The organism is Marinomonas foliarum, assembly GCF_003337275.1.
GTDB lineage: Bacteria > Pseudomonadota > Gammaproteobacteria > Pseudomonadales > Marinomonadaceae > Marinomonas > Marinomonas foliarum.
The window spans coordinates 50,301-70,635 of the sequence record NZ_QPJQ01000022.1; the positions used below are offsets into that span (position 1 = coordinate 50,301).

Genomic DNA, 20,335 nt, shown 5'->3' on the forward strand with positions numbered 1-20,335 from the left:
ATTTCTACTAACAAATCTTGAATTAAACTTGGGAGCTTTTATGCTTGCTTATCAGTGGGGCATTTTCGCCATTGCATTAGGGACTTTTGGAATAGGGACAACCGAGTTCATGCCTATGGGCTTGTTACCGGTTATAGCGGATGGTGTGAATGCCTCCATTCCGGCAGCTGGTTTGTTAATTAGTGCTTATGCTGTTGGTGTAATGATAGGTGCTCCTTTAATTACTTTGTATTTGACGCGATACAGTCACAAAACGTCTTTGATTGCGTTGATGGTAGTTTTCGTTATCGGTAATGTGCTATCAGCTATTTCTATTAACTATGAGACATTCTTAGTGTCTCGTGTGATCACTAGCCTTTCTCACGGTGCCTTTTTTGGTATCGGTGCCGTTGTGGCAATGAATCTTGCACCTATTAACAAAAAAGGCTCTGCAGTAGCGTCCATATTTTTGGGCTTAACCATTGCAAATATAGTTGGTGTTCCGATTACTACCTGGCTGGGCCAGACTTTCGATTGGCGAATTTCTTTTGCAGTAACCGCTGTATTAGGTATTGTGGCGATTGTTGGTATTACTCGCAGTTTACCTGCTATGGCTAAAGCGGTTCGACCCGATGTAAAAAATGAACTTAAAGCGATCATGCAGCCTGCTGCATTGCGAGCATTCTCGACTACAGTTTTATGTGCGGGTTCCATGTTTACGCTTTATACCTATATCGCTCCTATTATGCAGACTTTGGCGCAAGCATCTGATAACGCCATCGCCACTATGCTGATGCTTGTTGGTATAGGCTTTACCTTAGGAAATTACATTAGCGGAAAAGTAACCGATAAATCTCCAGATTTTGCGTTGTTTACTTTTCTGTCTTTACAGATATTAGTGCTATTGATGTTTCGCTTTACCTCAACAACGGTCGTTGGTGCTGGATTGACAACTTTATTATGGGGCGTGGTCATTTTTGGTAGTGGGCCTCCTTTGCAAATGCAGGTTATGAGAATTGCAGACAAAGCACCAGGCTTAGCATCTTCTATTAATATTGGTGCATTTAATTTAGGTAATGCATTAGGCGCTGCTTTAGGCGGATTAGTGATAAGTATTGGCTTTAGTTTTGACTGGGTTCCAAGTGCTGCTGCTGTTTTGTCTTTCCTCGCACTAATTATGGTTTGGCTAAATCGTCGTATAAAAGCGACCGCACCTGCAGACTTAAGCCATGAAAAAGCGGCTTAAGGTTACTGAACTTTTTGCTAAATAGAAGGGCGCTTAATGCGCTCTTTTTTATGCTTCTTCAAGCTCGTTTCATACTTTGCTGTTGAATTTTATAAGTTGAGACATGACGTACCGGTAATGCACATTGTTTAATCGTATGTATCATGATTGAATGATAAATATTTTTTAAATGATAATGGTCTCGATCAATTGAAGCACAACAGCCTGTTGGCTTTTATGCCAATATCCAATAAATAATGCTTAAACCAATGCAACGGATGTACTGTTTTGACTACGTTAAGAAGTAAGTTTTTCAAGCTAAATCGTCTCATTTTATTTTTGGCACTGACCGCGACAGTTTTAACCTTTGCGAATAGTTTTTATTCAAACTACGAAGTGCAGAAGGAGCAGCTAATTAAGCAGTCAATTGAGGTAAACAGAGCCTACGCCAGTAAGCTAGCTGATACTACAGAGGTGTTCATAGCGTCATCCAAACAACAACTGGTTTATGCGGCTAGCTCTTTGTTCGACAAAATGGATGATGAAGAGTATTTACAAACAGAAGCCAATAGATTGAAATTTCAAACAGACAGCTTTAATTCTGTGGTTATAAGTGATGCAACAGGGTTAACGCAAGCGGCTTCACCAGAGACGCTAGATTTAGTTGGAAGGCAACTTAAATCCGCCGGTAGTTTAGAGGCTATAGAGGAAAAAAAACTACTTGTTAGCCACCCATACCTTTCTACTTTAAAGAACTTGATAGTATTTCTTTCAGCACCAGTCTTTGATTTCAGCGGCAACTATCTAGGCTTTCTTGGCGGTTCTATCTACCTAAAAAGTCCTAATATTTTGAGTGAAATATTGGGTGAGCATCATTATAAAAACGGCTCTTACATCTACGTGATCGACCAAGATAAACAAATTCTATACCATCCAGAGAAAAATAGAATCGGCTCTTTCCTCGCCGAAAATGATGGTGTTGATGAGATTCTGAAACAGAAAGAAGGAGGGATGTCACTGACAAATAGCAGAGGGGTTAAAATGCTTGCTGGTTATTCGACTATTCCTAGTACCGGCTGGGTCGTTGTCACGCAGAGCCCAATGGAATCCACGTTGACGCCTTTAATAGGCATTATGGAGAAGGTGATTTTACGTACTTTACCCATGGCTTTAGCTGTTTTCTTGTTTATTTGGTTATTTGCACGAGCCATATCTCGTCCTCTTCAGGAGTTAGCTGAAAAAGCTGGGGCGCTTGATAGCCCTACAGTTAATGAAGAAATAGAAGGTATTGATTCGTGGTATGTAGAAAGCTTAGGACTTAAAAAGGCCATGCTAAGCGGGGTTAAGCTTGTTCAAAATCAAATTGGCGAACTAAAACGAGATGCAGAAACGGATCCATTAACTGGTGCGAATAACCGCCGAGCTTTTCAGCTTAAGCTCAAACAATTTACTTTGCTGGAAATGCCGTTTTCTGTTTTAGCATTAGACATTGATTACTTTAAACGTATTAATGATAACTACGGTCATAGTGTTGGTGATGATGTTCTAAAGCAACAAACTAAAATATTAAACCGCTTTTGCCGTGATGGTGATATGGTGGCTCGAACAGGCGGTGAAGAATTTGTGTTGTTGTTAAAAGAAACGACTGCGGATGATGCATTTTTGATAGCTGAACGATTACGGATTGCCATTTCAGAGGAAGCCTTTGACGTTGTAGGAAATATTACTGTATCAATCGGTGTGGCTGCCTGGTTTGTAGAAAGTGGATTAACAGTAGCAGAAACTTTGTCACTTGCTGATCATGCATTGTATGAAGCTAAAGGACAGGGTCGTAACCGTAGCATTATTGCAGATAAAGATATTTGAATAGATTTCAAAAGATTTAGCGGTTTAAGGCCGCTATTTCCAATTAAACACTATTTCCGATAATAACATTTATCGGAAATAGTTTGGTTGTATACGGCTCTATGTGAACCCCAAAAAGCCTTTTACTCTTGCGCCACAAAATCATGCATATGCAGCGTAAAAAATCATCTCTCGTCATTTTTCTGTAACGTAACTCTTTCATTATAGTTTTGTTAACTTTAAAAAATATATTTATACAGGTGATCTTATGAAGAAAAATAAACTGATTATTGCTGCGTTGCTTGCTGGTTCCCTTAGTGCTTGTTCTTCAATGTCTTCTGAAGATTCTATGGCGTCCAAATACGACATCAATGGGTTTACAACAAAAGTTGAAGACGGTCGTCTTTGGGTCTTTGAAGAAGGTTCCAAAGAGTTAGAATTCTTTAAAGAACATGGTGAGCCTGCAAAACAATTTACAAATATTGGTGCTGGACCAAACGGCATGACAGTTAAATCAGCAAGCCAAGAAACCTTAGATAAGTATCTGTCCGCTACAAAAAGTAAGTAATAAAATATTCTTCCAATGTCCCCCATATAAATAATGTTCAGTTTGTATGGGGGATTTTTGTATTGGATTATATAGACCCTGATGCCCTATTTTGATTTCAACCAAACCAGTAAATCTACCAAGGAATTAATCTGGAGAGTTGGAGTTATCTCCATTGGATGCTCTTTGTTGTGATGGTTTAGCCAGCACGTATCAATTCCAAAGTTGTTTCCGCCTAGAATATCCGACTCCAAGGTATCACCAACCATAAGTATGTGCTCTTTGAATGGTGAGCCCATTTGTTCTAAAGCGTATTCAAAGATCTTCGCGTGTGGTTTCGCAACGCCAACGAGCTCAGAAATAACCACTGGTGAGAAATATGGCAAAAAGCCAGTTCGTTCTAATCGGATCTGTTGTAGCTGGACAAAACCATTGGTAATGATGCCCATTTTTACGTTATTTTCATGTAAATGCGTTACGAGTTCTACAGCACCTGGTAACGTTTTACAGATATCCGCCATAGAGTCTAAAAACTGCTTATTAAGCTCTTTAGTGCTTATAGCCAGTCTATCGCTCCATAGCTTGAAGCGCCTAGTTTGTAATTGCTCTGCATTAATCTGATTGTTTTGATATTCCACCCAGAGCTGCTTATTTACAACTTGGTATTCATCGTATTCTGCTTTTTCAAAAGTAACGCCATGTTGCGCAAACATGTGTTTTAGGCCGGCGAAATTATCGAAATGAAATAGCGTTTCGTCAGCATCGAATAAGATCCATTTATATTTCATCGTATCTACTACTTATATAGGTGTTTAAATGTAATGTTCTGGGTGTAACGCAGGAGCAAGAGCAAGCACCAAAGCTTCGGTGTATACGCTTTCTCTAGTGGCTGCATGATTGGTAAACAAGCCTATGGCGCCGCCTTTTTGTCGGATGTTATCTGTATTAAATAACTCATCCATAACGTCGCCTAATTCATCATTGTTTAGTAAACGTTGATAAACTTTATTCGGCAAAGGCAAATTAGCTGAACGTCCTGTCATTAAATGCCCTTCACTGTTTAAAATGGCGACGTAAGCAAAGGTAGCTGCGCCCTCCTCAAATTCATCGACACCACCTTCCATTGCTACAAAGAAGTTCATTCCTTGGTGACTAGCGCGGTTCTCAAAACAATAGCGGGCGCGGTTCTGTGCGCCAAGACGCGTTTCTGCTTCGCTCATTGGTTGTTCAGCAACACCAGAAGGAGAATGCATTTCTTCGCAGTGAATTATGTGATTAGGAAAGGCTTGCGAAAAAGCCTGTCTTGCAGCATTTACTTTGACTGGATTACTTGATCCAACACAAACTCGAATAACGGTGGAGCCTAGTTTGTTAGCCATTTAGTTGCCTCAATTAAAAATGTAACAATAAAAAAGCCGCTATAATTGTTATAGCGGCTTGGTATTTAGACTATTGTAAATCTAAGCCTGTCCTTTAATAATTGGCGTTGGGCAAACAACATCGGCATTTTGGGCTCTGTGTCTTAGCAAATGATCCATAATGGTCAAAGCTAACATAGCTTCTGCGATAGGCGTTGCTCTTATGCCAACACATGGATCATGTCGACCCTTTGTAATAACATCAATTGAGTTGCCTGCACGATCGATGCTTTTACCAGGAATCGTGATGCTTGATGTTGGTTTTAGTGCCATGTGAACAACAATATCTTGCCCTGATGAAATTCCACCCAACACGCCGCCAGCATGATTGCTTAAAAAGCCTTCAGGCGTCATCTCGTCACGATGTTCGCTGCCTTTTTGTTCAACAACATCAAAACCGTCACCAATTTCCACGCCTTTCACTGCGTTAATACTCATAATGGCTTTGGCGATGTCAGCATCTAAGCGATCAAAAACTGGCTCGCCTAGACCTGGCATAAGATTTTTTGCAATGACTGTAATCTTAGCACCAACAGAGTCACCTTCACGACGTAGTGCAGTCATGTATTCTTCAAGCTGTGGAATAGCGTCAGGATCTGGGCTGAAGAAGCTATTTTCATAAACTTGGCTTAAATCTTTGACCTCCAACTTGATTGGGCCTAATTGCGATAGGAAGCCTTGTATTTCGATACCAAATTGTTGTTTCAAATATTTCTTGGCAATGGCGCCAGCGGCAACACGCATCGCAGTTTCACGAGCAGATGAACGACCGCCACCACGATAATCGCGAAAACCGTATTTTTGATCATAGGTATAATCAGCGTGAGCAGGACGGAAAGTATCTGCAATATTACCGTAGTCTTTAGAGCGCTGATCGGTGTTTTCTATGATTAAGCCAATGGGTGTGCCCGTGGTTTTGCCTTCAAACACACCTGACATGATTTTAACTTCGTCCGCTTCGCGACGTTGTGTGGTGTGTTTTGATGTTCCAGGTTTACGCAGGTCTAAGTCGCGCTGCAAATCTGCTTCACAAATCTCTATGCCTGGAGGGCAACCATCTACAATGGCGCCAAGCGCAAGACCGTGACTTTCACCAAAAGTGGTGACTTTAAAAAGTGTTCCAAATGTATTACCAGACATAGTTTATTTCTGCTCTTGTAATAGTTCGCTAAGTTGTTCTTTCGTTAGGATAAAAACACCATTACCACCCTGCTCTAATTCAACCCACATAAAGGGGATGTGAGGGTAAGCAGCTTGTAACGCTACTTCGGTGTTTCCTACTTCGTATACTAATATACCGTCATCTTGCAGATAATGCGCGACTTGGGCTAAAAATTCGTGGGTAAAATTAAGTCCATCTTCACCGGATGTTAAGGCCAATTCTGGCTCGTTATGGAACTCAGCTGGCGCGCTTTCAAAGTCCTCGGCATCTACATAAGGTGGATTGCAAATAATAAGATCGTATTGTTTGCCTGCTAAGCCTTTAAACATATCTGAGTGAATGGCATGAACTCTGTCTTCCACTTGATGGCGCTGAATATTCTCATTGGCCACTAAAAGTGCCGCTTCGCTGATGTCTGAAATATCGACTTCAGCATCTTCAAACACTAGGGCTGCGGCAATGCCTAAACAGCCTGAGCCGGTGCACATATCTAAAATATTTAATGGGTAGTTTTTTAGCCAAGGGGTAAATTCGCTTTCAAGTAGCGAGATAATCGGTGAGCGCGGAATTAAGGTGTCTTTGGTGACTTTAAATGGCAACCCCATAAACCAAGCTTCGCCTAACAAGTACGGTAATGGCTCGCGCTTGGTGATACGTGTCTGAACAAGTTTAAGAATGTGCTTTTTTTCATCATAAGTCAGTGCGCAGTCCAGCATATCACGATCAAAATCGAGAGGAAGCTTTAACGCGCCCATTACGAGTTGAACCGCTTCGTCCCATGGATTATCTGTACCATGACCGTAAAACAAGTTCGTTTGTTGAAAACGGCTGAATGTCCAACGAATGTAGTCTTTGATGGTGGTTAAATCTCGAACGGCTGTTTGTTTGTAGCTCATCTTCTCTTCTTAATTTGAATGCACGGATACGGCGAATGAGGCATTATAGCGGTTATTGTTTTGGGCCTCTATCTTTGCGTTGCGTGGTTTTCATTGAACTGGTTAATGCATCAAGTTTTTTTGTCATTTCTTGCCATTTTTTCGCTTCATCTGCTGTCTTATCGTTTTGATGTTCTTCGAGCAATACGGTTAATTTTACGTTTTCTTCGGTTAGCTTTATAAGCTGATTGTCTTGCTTGGCGAGATCTACTTCTTTTTGAGCAAGATTAATTCTGAACTCTGTACTTTCTTTTTGCTCTTGTTTGAGCTGATTTGTTAGTACTGAATTTTGAGCAATGACCTCTTGGTATCTTTGTTCGCTAAAAGCAAGTTTCTGTCGGAGCGATTCGGCTTCATTGCATACTTTCTTGTGTTCCGACGTTAATGTGTCATGCGCTGTTTGTAGCTCTATTAATGCTGAAGATAAAGACAGATAACCGCTTTGTGTTGCTTCTTGCTTAAGCTTTTGATGCTGCTCTATGTCGGACGACTTTTCATCAAGCAATTTCCCGAGGTTTTGAGTGACTTCTCTTGAGAATCGTTTAAAAACAGGAAGCAACACGTCATTGAGCTCGCTTAATTCATTTTGCTGCTGTTCTTTATAGGTTTCTTCCCAGTCAGTAATCGCATTTAGAAAAGTGGTGTTTGAACAACGTCGTCCATCCTTTTGTAGAAAGTACTCAGTTAAGCGAGGGATATTGGGGAAGTGGTTTTTTTCAATCAAATCCCAACAGGCTTGGTGAATTTCTTCTCTTGCTATGTTCGCTTTACGAGCCATCAATTGTCTCCAAGTCTAAATATGATAATTTATATAATTATTTTATCTTATTTATGAATTTAATCAAACGGGTAGCTTCATCCATCATGAACCGACATCTGAGTGTTAATTTTAGGCAATAAAAAAGCTCCCGTAGGAGCTTAGTAGCATTGCGATTGAAATTATTGAATACTCGTTGTGTTGATGACTTTTGTTGCCATTTCCACACCAAATTCTTTGGCTAGCTCTTTCCATGAGTCTTGTTTTGGCTCATAAACAACAGGTTCAGCATCTGGAAAGCGTGAGTCTAATATGCCATTTACACTAGCTAAACCATCGAGAAGACCAATTTTTACAGCCTGAGAGCCAGTAAATACCATGCCAGAGAAAACATCATCTGTAATGACTAGCCTATCACCACGACCTTCTTTAACAGCATTGATAAACTGCTGATGAGTTTCATCCAATACGGCCTGCCATTTTAATTTTGCTTCTTCTGTCATTGGGGCAAACGGATCAAGAAAGGCCTTATTGCGTCCTGCAGTGAAAGTACGTCGCTCTACACCAATTTTCTCTAATAAGTTACTTGCATCAAAACCAGATGAAATTACGCCAATAGAGCCCACTAAGCTGGCTTTATCTGCGTAAATCTCATTTGCAGCAGATGCTATGTAATATCCGCCAGAAGCCGCCATATCCTCAACAACCACGATAACCGGGATTTCTGGATAGTTTTGCTCTTTGGCGCGAATGGCATCATAAATAATACCGGAATGCACTGGGCTACCGCCCGGACTATTCATTTCAATAACGACACCTTTTAAGCGAGAGTTGCGATAGGCAGCATCAAGCAAACCTACAAATTCTGAGGACTCTATTTCATTATCAGCACCGATGACACCACGCATAGGGATCATGGCGACAATGTCCCCTTCTAGGGTGACGTCTTGAAAGTTTGATTTTGCAAACCAAGCTCCAATCACAGCCAAGAAAATAGCGAGCGTGGTAAAACGAAAGAAAATTTTCCAGCGCCTAGCGCGGCGTTTTTCAATAAGGTTTTCACTGAGTGTTTTTTCCAGTAATGACCATATTTCTTTGTTTGGGTCTCTCTCTGTCTCTGATTTTTCATCTGTCGTTGCTTGCGGGCTTTCGGTTTTTTTAAGTGACTGCTCGCGATCTTCGTCTTCTGTCCAACTCATTTCTATAGCCCTAAAATATTTGATAGTTGATTGAAATCATTAATGATAGCGTGTGGCTGACAAGCTCTTAGGCGCTCCTCTTGATGTGCGCCATAAGTCACTCCAATGCTTTTCATTCCAGCATTGGTTGCCATGTTTAGATCGTATTCTGTATCGCCAATCATGATGGCGTGTTCTGGGAGAATATCCAGTTCTGCTAATATTTGGTTAAGCATAAGGGGATCTGGTTTTGATACGGCCTCATCTGCGCAGCGGGAAGTTAGGAAGTAATTGTTGGTGTTTGTCAGCGACATGACTCGATTAAGTCCACGACGGCTTTTTCCAGTTGCTACTGCCATCTTGACGCCTGCAGCATGAAGTTTATCAAGCACATTCATGACGCCAGGATACGCTAGTGGTGGTACTTGATCTGATGCAACGTAAAGTGTTTTGTAATGTTCGATAATGTCATTCTGCATTTGCGGTGAACATTCAGGCCAAACTGTATGGACTGCTTTGTCGAGAGACAAACCTATAATGTTCTTTATGTCATCTTTTGTTTTGAGCGGTGCACCTACGTTTAGACCTGCTTCTAACATACTCAGACAAATTTTGTCGATAGAGTCGAATAAGGTACCGTCCCAATCAAAAATAACTAACTTAACCATAGATACCTCTTAAGAATAAACCGCCGAAAGTGTAACATAACCGAAAATGACAAAATAAGGATTGGTAATGACTACTGGCTATACATTAGAGCAACTTTCTGTCGATCAAAGCATTGAATATCGTAAAGTGGTGACAGAGGCAGATGTTCATGCTTTTGCTGAAGTGACGGGTGATACAAATCCTGTTCATTTAGATTCGGATTATGCAGCAACAACATCCTTCGGTCAGCCAATTGCTCATGGAATGTTAACGGCGGGATTTATTTCTGCAGCAATTGGGACACAATTACCAGGGCCAGGCTGTATATATTTAGAACAGACTCTGAAATTTCGTTCACCTGTTTTCATTGGTCAAGAAGTCGTGACTAAAGTAACGGTAACGGATATTAACGAACGCCGTCGCCGTGCGACATTGAAAACCGTGTGCGAGTGTGATGGTAAAGTTGTTGTGACTGGTGAAGCAACGATTATGCTGCCAGCGTAAATGCAATCGTGCCATCAAAAAGAGTCTTTATCTATACTTTAGGCTTTTGCATCGCGAAAAAGCAAACCCCAGTAAAACTGGGGTTTGTGATTATCCTTCTTTCGACAGTTTCTTGCTTGCCAACAAAGCAGCAGGGTGAAGATGCTCTCCCCCTTCATTGATCACATAATCATTCAAAATGACTTTCATACGACGTGGCCAAAACTTCTTAACATGTCCTGCAATCATATCGGCCACAACGGAATCATCACCTAGGCTGATATTGTTAACAGCAATCTGATTGATCATATCAATTAAATGTTCTTGTTCTGTTTGGTGCATACATAACTCTCACTACAGCTGTTTCATTATAATAACTAATAGTGACTGACCTACCAGAAGGACAGTCACATCAGCTTATTTATCATTCATCACTGGCTGCAACGGCCGAGGCTTCTGCTAAAAACTTATTCTGACGATGATGATTCGCCACAAAGTCTTTTTGCCATTCTGAGGGTTGAGAGACTTTCTCAACTTGTACTGCCGTGACTTTATATTCAGGACAGTTCGTTGCCCAATCAGAATTATTGGTAGTGATTACGTTTGCACCGCTTCCAGGATGATGGAATGTGGTATAAACCACCCCCGGTTGCATTCGCACACTAACTCGTGCCCGTAAGACCGTGTGCCCTGCTCGGCTCGTGATGCCAAGCCAGTCGCCATCACTGATGCCTCTTTCTTCCGCATCATGAGGGTGAAGTTCCAAAATATCTTCATCGTGCCATGCTTGGTTCTCTGTACGTCGTGTTTGTGCACCAACGTTGTATTGGCTCAGAATTCGCCCAGTGGTTAACAGCAAAGGGAATTTTCGGTTTGCCCGTTCTGTAGTTGGTACGAATTCAGTGATAGCAAAATGTCCTTTGCCTTCTGGCATCGGGAAACTTTCCATATGCATTATTGGTGAGCCATCCGGGAACTGATCATTACAAGGCCATTGTAAACTGCCGTGTTTATCGAGTTTCTCGTAACTTACACCGGCAAAGCTTGGAGCCAAGGAGGCAATCTCGTCCATAATTTCGGACGGGTGGTTATAGCTCATTGGATAACCCAAAGCATTTGCCAGATCGACGGTTACTTCCCAATCTTCTTTTCCTGCAACGGCGGGCATTACTTTGCGTACACGGTTAATTCGACGTTCTGCGTTTGTAAAGGTGCCGTTTTTCTCAAGGAAAGAAGAACCAGGTAACAATACATGGGCAAATTTCGCTGTTTCATTCAAAAAGATATCTTGAACAATGAGGCAGTCCAATGCTTTTAAAGCGGCCTCAACGTGTTGGGTATTCGGATCGGATTGTGCAATGTCCTCACCCTGAACGTATAAGGCACGAAATTGTCCAGCGATAGCTGCATCAAACATATTAGGAATTCGCAAACCTGGTTCATCGTCTAAACTTACACCCCAAGCTGCCTCAAAGCGCCCACGTGCGATCGGGTCAGAAACGTGTTGATAGCCTGGTAGCTCATGCGGGAACGACCCCATATCGCAAGAGCCTTGAACGTTATTTTGGCCACGTAGTGGATTAACCCCCACACCATCACGACCAATGTTCCCCGTTGCTAATGCAAGATTGGCGATCCCCATAACCATAGTGGAGCCTTGGCTGTGTTCAGTAACCCCCAAGCCATAGTAAATGGCAGAGTTGGGTGCTTTAGCGAATGTGCGAGCAGCTTCACGTACCGCAGCCGCTGATACGCCAGTAATTTCTTCTACCGCCTCTGGCGAGTTACGAGGTTCTGAAATAAATGCACGCCATTTCGCATAAGCATCGCTTTCACAGCGTTTCGCAATGAAATCTGTATCTTCCAAACCTTCAGTGATAACAACATGAGACAAAGCATTAACCATGGCAACGTTAGAGCCTGGGCGTAATGGTAAGTGCGCTGAATCACCTAGGTGCGGAGTTTTTAGCAAATCAATTTCACGTGGATCGGCAACAATCAAACTTGCCCCTTCACGTAAACGACGACGCATCATTGAACCAAATACTGGGTGAGCATCGGTTGGGTTTGCACCTATAACCAATACACAGTCAGACTTCATAATAGAATCAAAGGTCTGTGTTCCGGCAGATTCACCTAAAGTTTGTTTTAATCCATAGCCAGTTGGGCTATGACAAACGCGGGCACAGGTATCCGTGTTGTTGTTACCAAATGCCGCACGAATCAGCTTTTGCACAAGGTAAGTTTCTTCGTTGGTACAGCGTGAAGACGTGATACCACCAATGCTTTCACGGCCATGTTCTGCTTGAATGTTTTTTAGGCGGCTTGCAGCAAAAGAGATGGCTTCTTCCCAACCAACTTCTTTCCAAGGCTGGTCGATAGAATCACGAATCATTGGTGTTTTAATACGGTCATTGTGTGTTGCATAGCCAAAAGCAAAACGCCCTTTCACACAAGAGTGACCATGGTTTGCATCACCGCCTTTATCAGGCACCATGCGCACAAGTTGATCACCTTTCATTTCTGCACGGAACGAACAACCAACACCACAATATGCACAAGTCGTTACTACGCTGTGCTCTGGCTGGCCCAAATCAATAATTGAATTCTCAGAAAGCGTTGCGGTTGGACACGCTTGCACACAGGCACCACAAGAAACACATTCAGAGTCTAAGAAGGATTCATTCTGGCCAGCAGCCACTTTTGAGTCAAAGCCACGACCATCAATCGTCAAGGCAAAGGTGCCTTGGACTTCTTCGCAGGCACGTACGCAGCGTGAGCAGACAATGCATTTGCTGGCATCAAAGGTGAAATATGGGTTTGACGTATCTTTAGGGGCGTCTAAGTGGTTTTCACCTTCAAAGCCATAGCGAACTTCTCTTAGGCCGACAGCACCTGCCATATCTTGTAATTCACAGTCGCCATTCGCAGGACAGGTCAAGCAATCAAGCGGGTGATCAGAAATATACAATTCCATGATATTACGGCGAAGTTTGGCTAACTTTTCGTTTTGGGTCCAAATCTTCATGCCCTGCTCTGCTGGTGTAGTACATGACGCAGGTGTGCCACGACGACCTTCAATTTGAACGGCACAAAGTCTACATGAACCATAGGCTTCTAAGTTATCAGTTGCACACAGTTTAGGGATATTTATATCCACTAAAGCAGCAGCACGCATGACAGAAGTCCCTTCTGGAACGCAGGTCTCAACGCCGTCTATTTCTAGTGTTACCAGCTTTTCACTAAGTGAGGCAGGTGTTCCGTAATCTTTACTTGGATCAGCTTTATTTGGATCGTAATACTGCAACATGTCTAGACCTCCTCTGTATTCGTGGCTGAAGATGCGTTTTTAACAAAATCTTCTCTAAAATGTGTCATCGCACTTTGCACTGGGAACGGCGTCATACCGCCCATTGCACAGAGTGAACCGTCAACCATGGTTTCACATAGATCTGTTAATAGCTCAATATTGCTATCCACATTTTCACCAGAACGAATACGATCAATAACTTCAACACCGCGAGTAGAACCTATACGGCAAGGCGTACATTTACCACAAGACTCTGCCACGCAGAATTCCATTGAAAATCGAGCTTGCTCACTCATATCAACAGTGTCGTCAAACATCACCACACCACCATGACCTAGTACAGCACCCTCTTTAGCAAAGGCTTCATAATCAAGCTGCGTGTCCCATTGAGACTCTGGTAGATAAGCCCCTAATGGCCCCCCAACCTGAACAGCGCGTAGCGGTCTACCATTCCTGGTGCCGCCACCAAAATCAAACATTAGCTCGCTGAGTTTTGGTCCGAATGCTAATTCAACCAACCCACCTCGTTTCACATTGCCTGCTAATTGGAAAGGCAAGGTGCCACGAGAGCGTCCCATTCCGCAATCTGCATATGCTTTCGCACCTTGGTCTAATATGAAAGGAACAGCAGCAAGGGACAAAACGTTATTGACGACAGTTGGCTGGCCAAACAAGCCAACAATTGCGGGTAATGGTGGCTTGGCACGTACTAATCCGCGCTTACCTTCAAGGCTTTCAAGTAATGACGTTTCCTCACCACATATATAAGCTCCAGCACCTAGACGAACTTCTAAGTCGAAATGCTTTTCGCTGCCTTGGATGCTGCTACCAAGTAAATTGTTGGCATAAGCCAGAGCAATAGCTTGATTGAGTGTTTTGTAGGCCAGTGGGTATTCAGAGCGGAGATAAATATAGCCCTGAGTGGCGCCAACAGCTAAGCCTGCAATAATCATCCCTTCTATCAACATAAAGGGATCACATTCCATCACCAATCGATCCGCGAAGGTGCCGGAGTCGCCTTCATCTGCGTTACAGACAATGTATTTTTGTTCTGCTGGTGCATTTAATACGGTTTGCCATTTGATACCAGTTGGAAATGCTGCACCGCCTCGACCACGCAAGCCTGATTCTTTAACCTGGTCGACCAGTGCTTGCGGATCCATTTTGAGGGCTTTTTTGAGACCTTTGAAGCCATCTAAGGTTTGATAATCGCCCAAAGACAAAGGGTCTATCTCTCCGATACGTGCAAAGGTTAGGCGCTGTTGCTTTTTGAGGTACTCGATATCATCTACCAAACCGAGTGCTAAAGGATGCTCAACGTCGCCTTGCCAAAATTTGGCTGCAAAAAGGGATTCTAAATCGGCTTCTTTGACAGGGCCAAAACCAAAGCGACCCTGTGTAGTATCAACTTCTATTAAAGGTTCTAACCAATATAATGCGCGAGTGCCATTGCGTTTGATATCCAGTTCAACGCCCTGTTCGCTTGCCATGATATTGATCAGTTTAGCAAGACGGTCTGCCCCTAACGCTTTAGCGGTCGTGTCTGAAGGTATGTATATACGTTGAACCATTATTGAACCTCCAAACGTTCTGTTTTAAGGCTGTTGATCAATTCATCAAAACGTTGATTATCAACGTCTGCATAAATTTCATCGCCCACTCGTACTGATGGACCACAGCTACAGTTTCCTAAGCAATAAACAGGCTCTAGGGTAATATTGTAATCGCTAGTTGTTTGGTGGTACTGCACTTCCAAAGTGCTTTTAGCGTGAGCTTCTAGGCTACGAGATCCTAAAGCTTGACAAGCTTCTGCACGACATACTTCGACGACATGACGCCCGGGTTGCTTAGTTCGGAAGTGATGGTAAAAACTGATTACGCCATGAACTTCTGCACGGCTTAATTTTAAAGATGCTGCAATGAGCGCTACAGCTTCTTCTGGGATGTAAGAGAAACGATCTTGTATAGCATGTAAAAGTGGCAGTAAGGCGCCTGGCTTGGCCTTAAACTCATCAATGATGGATTGACCGACGGTAGGTTCCCAAGTCACGAATCTCGGTGTAGTCATTATTATAAATCCTCCTACAACCGCCTTAGTCGCTAAAAACTCATACAGGCGGGAGTGTTATTTTTATTGTAGTACCTATTGATGCAAAGCACACATTCGCCCTGAACCAAAAAATAATACCTCATGATATTTAGGTGATTTTGTCGCTTACTCACCATCATAAAATGTCGAGATTCAGACATTTCATCCTTGGTCGCATACGGCGTTCAATGTCGCAGGATCGCACATCCCCTCATGTTCAACTTATCTCATTACGACATTTTATATCTTGAGATACGCTCTCCCTGCTTCTTTAAGGTAAGCGGGATCGAATCAATTATTCAATTGAAAAATTAAGACAATGCATTGGCGTCTGATCCGAACTCAATAAAACGTCGTTATGACAACAGCTGATGACGCTGGCATGCAATAGATTAACAAGCAGCTGGTTTTTAATTGTGCTCACTTCGTACTCGTTTACTCAGTAGGAAACAAGGGCAGTATCTTCCAGACATATTGGATGAATATTCAGGCTAACGTTAATAAATATAAAATGGCATTAATATGAAAATTGGAATCCCAAAAGAGATAGAAGATGGCGAACTAAGAGTTGCCATGACACCTTCTATTGCTTCCAAAGTGAAGCAGTTAGGGTTTGATATCGTAATGGAAGGCGGAGCTGGTACTGCAGCTTCCTACTCAGACGAAGCCTATGAAGAGGCTGGTGTTGAAATAACACAGGATACTAAAAAGCTTTGGCATGAGGTTGACGTCCTGATAAAGGTTCGCCCTCCTGTTGAGCACCCTGAGCTTGGGTTTTATGGTGTTGAGTTGTTAGGTAAGAGTCAAACTCTAATCAGTCTGATTCATCCTGCGCAAAATATGAATAAGCTTCAGCAGCTTTCTGAGCGTGGAACGAATGTCGTAGCATTAGATGCCGTTCCACGTATTTCACGAGCTCAGAAAATGGATGTTCTTAGTTCGATGGCTAATATTGCTGGTTATCGTGCTGTCGTCGAAGCGGCTCAACACTTTGGTCGATTTTTTACTGGACAAATTACAGCAGCGGGTAAAGTTCCACCTGCAAAAGTGCTTGTAATCGGTGCTGGTGTTGCGGGTTTAGCCGCAATTGGGGCCGCCAAAAGCATGGGTGCTATTGTGCGTGCTTTCGACACTCGCCCAGAGGTAAAAGAACAAGTCGAAAGTATGAATGCCGAATTCCTACTGTTAGATTTTAACGATGAAGATGGCAGTGGTGAAGGTGGTTACGCTAAAACCATGAGCGCAGAATTTATTGCTGCTGAAATGGCGCTGTTTGCGGAACAAGCAAAAGATGTAGATATCATTATTACGACAGCATTAATTCCAGGCAAAACCGCCCCTGAGCTTATAACCGAAGACATGGTTCGCTCAATGAAGCCCGGCAGCGTTATTGTTGACTTGGCGGCAGAGACAGGTGGCAACTGTCGTTTAACACAAGCCAATGAAGTGATTGATGTACATGGTGTGTCTATTATCGGCTATACCAATCTGCCAAGCCGTATGGCGGCTCAGTCCAGTCAGTTATTTGCTACTAACATTTATCACCTTCTTACTGAGTTATGTCCGAATAAAGACGGTCAGATCGATCTCAATATGGAAGACGAAGTGATTCGTGGAGCAACGGTTGTGAAAGATGGCAGTATTACTTGGCCACCACCGGCACCTAGACTTTCAGCAGCACCAAAATCGGATGTGAGCGAACAACTGAAACCAGAAAAAGCTGATATAAAAGCCAAAGAGAAAAAGCCGAGTGCTTTTGGCTTCCTCTTACCGGTTCTTATTACGGGGGCATTGCTGCTTGGTTTGGGCACCATTGCGCCAGCGGAATTTATGGCTCACATGACGGTTTTTGTATTGTCATGCTTTGTTGGTTACATGGTGGTTTGGGGGGTGAGTCACTCTCTTCATACGCCACTTATGAGTGTAACAAACGCGATTAGTAGCATTATTGTGATTGGTGCTATTACCCAAGTGTCGAGTGACAGCCCAATCGTATCTATTCTAGCTGCGATGGCGATTTTTATTACCAGCATCAACATTGTGGGCGGTTTTGCCGTGACACATCGTATGCTAAAAATGTTCCGTAAATAGGAGATAAACAATGAACTTTGGAATAATGACAGCCTCATATATAGGGGCTAGTGCGTTGTTTATCATGGCCTTAGCTGGACTAAGTCATCAAGAAAGCGCAAGACGCGGTAATATTTATGGCATGTTGGGTATGGCTCTCGCAGTTGTTATCACTATTGCTGGTGCCGTAACTGATAACTATGAATTGCTGCTACTCGGCATAGTACCCGGTAGTTTAATTGGTTGGTTGCTTGCCAAACGCGTTGAAATGACACAAATGCCAGAGCTGGTGGCTATTCTCCATAGCCTAGTTGGTTTGGCTGCTGTTTTTGTTGGCTTTGCGAATGCATTAGGCCATGGGCAATATGATTCTTTGGTTGCTCAGCGCATACATGATGTAGAGACAGCGATAGGTGTGTTTATTGGTGCGGTAACATTTACAGGGTCTTTAGTTGCTTATCTAAAGTTGAGTGGCAAGGTTTCTGGCAAGCCGCTTAGATTACCTGCTCGTCATTTACTTAATCTTCTGATTTGTATTGCTGTTGTGTATTTGGTTGTGCAGTTTGCTCAGGTTGGTGCAGCAGAAGGCATGAACTACCTTGCGATAATTACCTTATTGGCTTTTGTTTTTGGGGCGCATTTAGTCATTGCTATTGGTGGTGCAGATATGCCTGTCGTGGTTTCTATGCTAAACAGCTATTCCGGTTGGGCCGCCGCGGCAATGGGCTTTATGTTAGGTAACGACTTACTAATTGTTATTGGTGCATTGGTTGGTAGTAGTGGTGCGATATTGAGCTACATCATGTGTCGTGCTATGAACCGTAAGTTCCTAAATGTCATTCTTGGTGGCATTGGTGGAAGCAAGGTCAACAAAGCAAGCGGTACTATAGGCGCTGAGCAGCAAGGTACTATTATCGAAATTCAAGCTGAAGAAGCGGCGCAAGCCTTGGCTGATGCGAAAGAAGTGATGATTTTACCTGGCTATGGTATGGCAGTAGCTCAAGCACAGCATATTGTGTATGAAATCACCAAGAAGCTTCGTGATAAAGGGGTGAATGTACGCTTTGGTATTCACCCAGTAGCGGGTCGTATGCCCGGTCATATGAACGTTTTATTAGCTGAAGCTAAGGTGCCATATGATATCGTCTATGAGATGGATGAGATCAATGATGATTTTAAAAACATCGATGTATCTATCGTTATTGGGGCAAATGACATTGTTAATCCCGCAGCGAATGAAGAGCCTGATAGCCCTATTGCCGGCATGCCAGTGTTAGAACCTTGGCACGGTAAACAGACAATCGTTCTTAAGCGAGGAATGAGCCGAGGATATGCTGGTGTTGAAAATCCTCTGTTCTTCAAAGAAAATACTCGTATGCTATTTGGTGATGCTAAAGAAAGTGTAGAAGCTTTACTAAAGCATCTGTCATAAAGCTTAAGGTGATATGAATTAAGTAAAACGCCAGCATAAGCTGGCGTTTTACTTATGGCCTGTAGTAAGCAATGCTGCACTGGCCACAATTTTTTGACAAACCTTCAGATAGTGTAAATACACGGCATTTTGCAATTAATACTGGGATTTAAATTCAAGCAAGCCTATATTAAGTAGACAATTTAATGTTTAGGTATTCCAATGAAAACTCAATTACTTATGATCATTGCAGTGATTGTATCGTCTATTCTGACGATCTCTCAGCGTGCAAATGCTCAAGAAGTAAACCAGTTTCGATGGTTAGAGCCTACAGTTGAGCAGGTTTGTCATGAGGTTATTACTCCTGACAAAGATACTGGATCAGATAAAGGTTGCTTATTTTTAAGTTTATCTTATGTTAACGCCCCACTTCTCCAATCTAATTCATACATTTTTGATGCCTTTGCTGCCAGTGCCAAAGTTATTCGTAATGTTAATCCAAGAGCTCCGCCATTTTCATTGATATAACTCACCCTATTTTTATTTAACTATTTTTTATTGGGGATCTATCATGAAAACATTAACTTACGTATCAACAAAAAGTGTAAATGAACTTACATGGCCTGCTACTATTGAAAACATTAATATCTATTCTCCTGCCGTCACTGTGTTTACGGACTTTCAAAAAGCGGGGCCTCGGGTAATTGAATCTAATACTCGTGCCGATGAGCTGGTGCAATTAATGAGAAAAGAGCACGTACGCATGAAAATAGTGGTTGATGCCGATAACCATTTTGTCGGTATTGTCAGCTTGGAGGATCTGTCTGAAGATGTCTTTATCAAACAGATTGCAAATGGTTTTGATCGTTCTGAACTGATGGTTGCTGATTTAATGAGATCAAAGGAGGTGCTACTTGCTTTGTCCTATACTTCATTGCAGCATTCAGATATAGAGTCACTTTTATTTAGCCAGCGTAACAATAAGCTGCAGCATTTATTAGTGATTGATGAAGAAACAAAAGCCATTCGTGGCCTAGTGTCATCAAATGATGTGGCTCGTCAGTTAAGGTTGGATATTGATGTTGGCTTTTCTAGCTTTGCACAGACTTATGAAAGTGCCATTCTTGGACATAAAGAGCACTCAAGAAAGTTGAAAGTAGCCTAATTCCCCTACTTCACTTAATGTGTCGTCCTAAAATAGGTTGACAGTTTTTAGGCCAGCTCCTGTAGCTGGCCTTTCTCTTTTCGCACTTGATTCGGTGTTTTCATCTTGAGGCT

At 42.5% G+C, this 20,335-nt stretch carries 19 protein-coding genes; 8 read left to right on the forward strand and 11 right to left on the reverse strand.

What is annotated here, in order from left to right; genetic code table 11:
• Positions 1-40: 40 nt before the first annotated feature.
• The 3 genes from DFP77_RS12045 (at position 41) to DFP77_RS12055 (ending at position 3,617) form a co-directional block, all read left to right on the forward strand.
• Entirely contained in the window at positions 41-1,225 is a 1,185-nt protein-coding gene (locus tag DFP77_RS12045) for an MFS transporter (protein WP_114412550.1), read from the forward strand.
• Between the two features lie 267 nt (positions 1,226-1,492).
• Complete coding sequence (locus DFP77_RS12050; RefSeq protein ID WP_114412532.1) at positions 1,493-3,070, forward strand: sensor domain-containing diguanylate cyclase; 1,578 nt, start codon at positions 1,493-1,495, stop codon at positions 3,068-3,070.
• Positions 3,071-3,317: 247 nt separating this feature from the next.
• Positions 3,318-3,617 (forward strand): hypothetical protein, encoded by a 300-nt coding sequence (locus DFP77_RS12055; protein ID WP_114412533.1) that lies wholly within the window; start codon positions 3,318-3,320, stop codon positions 3,615-3,617.
• A gap of 86 nt (positions 3,618-3,703) precedes the next feature.
• Here DFP77_RS12055 and yjjG read toward each other — a convergent pair whose 3' ends face one another.
• From yjjG to DFP77_RS12090, 7 genes are all read right to left on the reverse strand, one after another.
• Positions 3,704-4,384, reverse strand: coding sequence for a pyrimidine 5'-nucleotidase (gene yjjG, locus DFP77_RS12060; protein WP_114412534.1), 681 nt, complete (start codon positions 4,382-4,384; stop codon positions 3,704-3,706).
• 24 nt (positions 4,385-4,408) lie between these two features.
• Entirely contained in the window at positions 4,409-4,975 is a 567-nt protein-coding gene (yjjX, locus tag DFP77_RS12065) for an inosine/xanthosine triphosphatase (protein WP_114412535.1), read from the reverse strand.
• A gap of 81 nt (positions 4,976-5,056) precedes the next feature.
• Complete coding sequence (aroC, locus tag DFP77_RS12070; RefSeq protein ID WP_114412536.1) at positions 5,057-6,154, reverse strand: chorismate synthase; 1,098 nt, start codon at positions 6,152-6,154, stop codon at positions 5,057-5,059.
• A 3-nt stretch (positions 6,155-6,157) separates the two neighbouring features.
• On the reverse strand, positions 6,158-7,072 hold the full coding sequence (prmB, locus tag DFP77_RS12075) for a 50S ribosomal protein L3 N(5)-glutamine methyltransferase (protein ID WP_114412537.1): 915 nt from the start codon (positions 7,070-7,072) through the stop codon (positions 6,158-6,160).
• Between the two features lie 52 nt (positions 7,073-7,124).
• Complete coding sequence (locus DFP77_RS12080; RefSeq protein WP_114412538.1) at positions 7,125-7,889, reverse strand: hypothetical protein; 765 nt, start codon at positions 7,887-7,889, stop codon at positions 7,125-7,127.
• A 161-nt stretch (positions 7,890-8,050) separates the two neighbouring features.
• Complete coding sequence (gene sppA, locus DFP77_RS12085) at positions 8,051-9,067, reverse strand: signal peptide peptidase SppA (RefSeq protein ID WP_114412539.1); 1,017 nt, start codon at positions 9,065-9,067, stop codon at positions 8,051-8,053.
• Between the two features lie 2 nt (positions 9,068-9,069).
• Positions 9,070-9,714 (reverse strand): HAD-IA family hydrolase, encoded by a 645-nt coding sequence (locus DFP77_RS12090; RefSeq protein WP_114412540.1) that lies wholly within the window; start codon positions 9,712-9,714, stop codon positions 9,070-9,072.
• Between the two features lie 67 nt (positions 9,715-9,781).
• Here DFP77_RS12090 and DFP77_RS12095 point away from each other — a divergent pair, with 67 nt between their 5' ends.
• Positions 9,782-10,198: a MaoC family dehydratase gene (locus tag DFP77_RS12095; protein ID WP_114412541.1), complete on the forward strand. Its 417-nt coding sequence runs from the start codon at positions 9,782-9,784 to the stop codon at positions 10,196-10,198.
• A 90-nt stretch (positions 10,199-10,288) separates the two neighbouring features.
• Here DFP77_RS12095 and DFP77_RS12100 read toward each other — a convergent pair whose 3' ends face one another.
• From DFP77_RS12100 to DFP77_RS12115, 4 genes are all read right to left on the reverse strand, one after another.
• Positions 10,289-10,519: a formate dehydrogenase subunit delta gene (locus DFP77_RS12100; protein WP_114412542.1), complete on the reverse strand. Its 231-nt coding sequence runs from the start codon at positions 10,517-10,519 to the stop codon at positions 10,289-10,291.
• A gap of 82 nt (positions 10,520-10,601) precedes the next feature.
• Positions 10,602-13,487, reverse strand: a complete 2,886-nt coding sequence (gene fdhF / locus DFP77_RS12105; RefSeq protein WP_114412543.1) for a formate dehydrogenase subunit alpha — start codon at positions 13,485-13,487, stop codon at positions 10,602-10,604.
• A 2-nt stretch (positions 13,488-13,489) separates the two neighbouring features.
• The gene (locus DFP77_RS12110) at positions 13,490-15,058 is read right to left on the reverse strand and encodes a formate dehydrogenase beta subunit (RefSeq protein WP_114412544.1); all 1,569 of its coding nucleotides are present in this window, start codon (positions 15,056-15,058) and stop codon (positions 13,490-13,492) included.
• Positions 15,058-15,555: a formate dehydrogenase subunit gamma gene (locus DFP77_RS12115; RefSeq protein ID WP_114412545.1), complete on the reverse strand. Its 498-nt coding sequence runs from the start codon at positions 15,553-15,555 to the stop codon at positions 15,058-15,060. The genes DFP77_RS12110 and DFP77_RS12115 overlap by 1 nt, the downstream gene beginning before the upstream one ends.
• 543 nt (positions 15,556-16,098) lie before the next feature.
• Here DFP77_RS12115 and DFP77_RS12120 point away from each other — a divergent pair.
• From DFP77_RS12120 to DFP77_RS12135, 4 genes are all read left to right on the forward strand, one after another.
• Complete coding sequence (locus tag DFP77_RS12120; RefSeq protein WP_114412546.1) at positions 16,099-17,667, forward strand: Re/Si-specific NAD(P)(+) transhydrogenase subunit alpha; 1,569 nt, start codon at positions 16,099-16,101, stop codon at positions 17,665-17,667.
• 10 nt (positions 17,668-17,677) lie between these two features.
• Positions 17,678-19,078 (forward strand): NAD(P)(+) transhydrogenase (Re/Si-specific) subunit beta, encoded by a 1,401-nt coding sequence (locus DFP77_RS12125; protein WP_114412547.1) that lies wholly within the window; start codon positions 17,678-17,680, stop codon positions 19,076-19,078.
• Positions 19,079-19,279: 201 nt separating this feature from the next.
• Entirely contained in the window at positions 19,280-19,585 is a 306-nt protein-coding gene (locus DFP77_RS12130; RefSeq protein WP_114412548.1) for a hypothetical protein, read from the forward strand.
• A gap of 43 nt (positions 19,586-19,628) precedes the next feature.
• The gene (locus tag DFP77_RS12135; RefSeq protein ID WP_114412549.1) at positions 19,629-20,222 is read left to right on the forward strand and encodes a CBS domain-containing protein; all 594 of its coding nucleotides are present in this window, start codon (positions 19,629-19,631) and stop codon (positions 20,220-20,222) included.
• Positions 20,223-20,335: the final 113 nt, after the last annotated feature.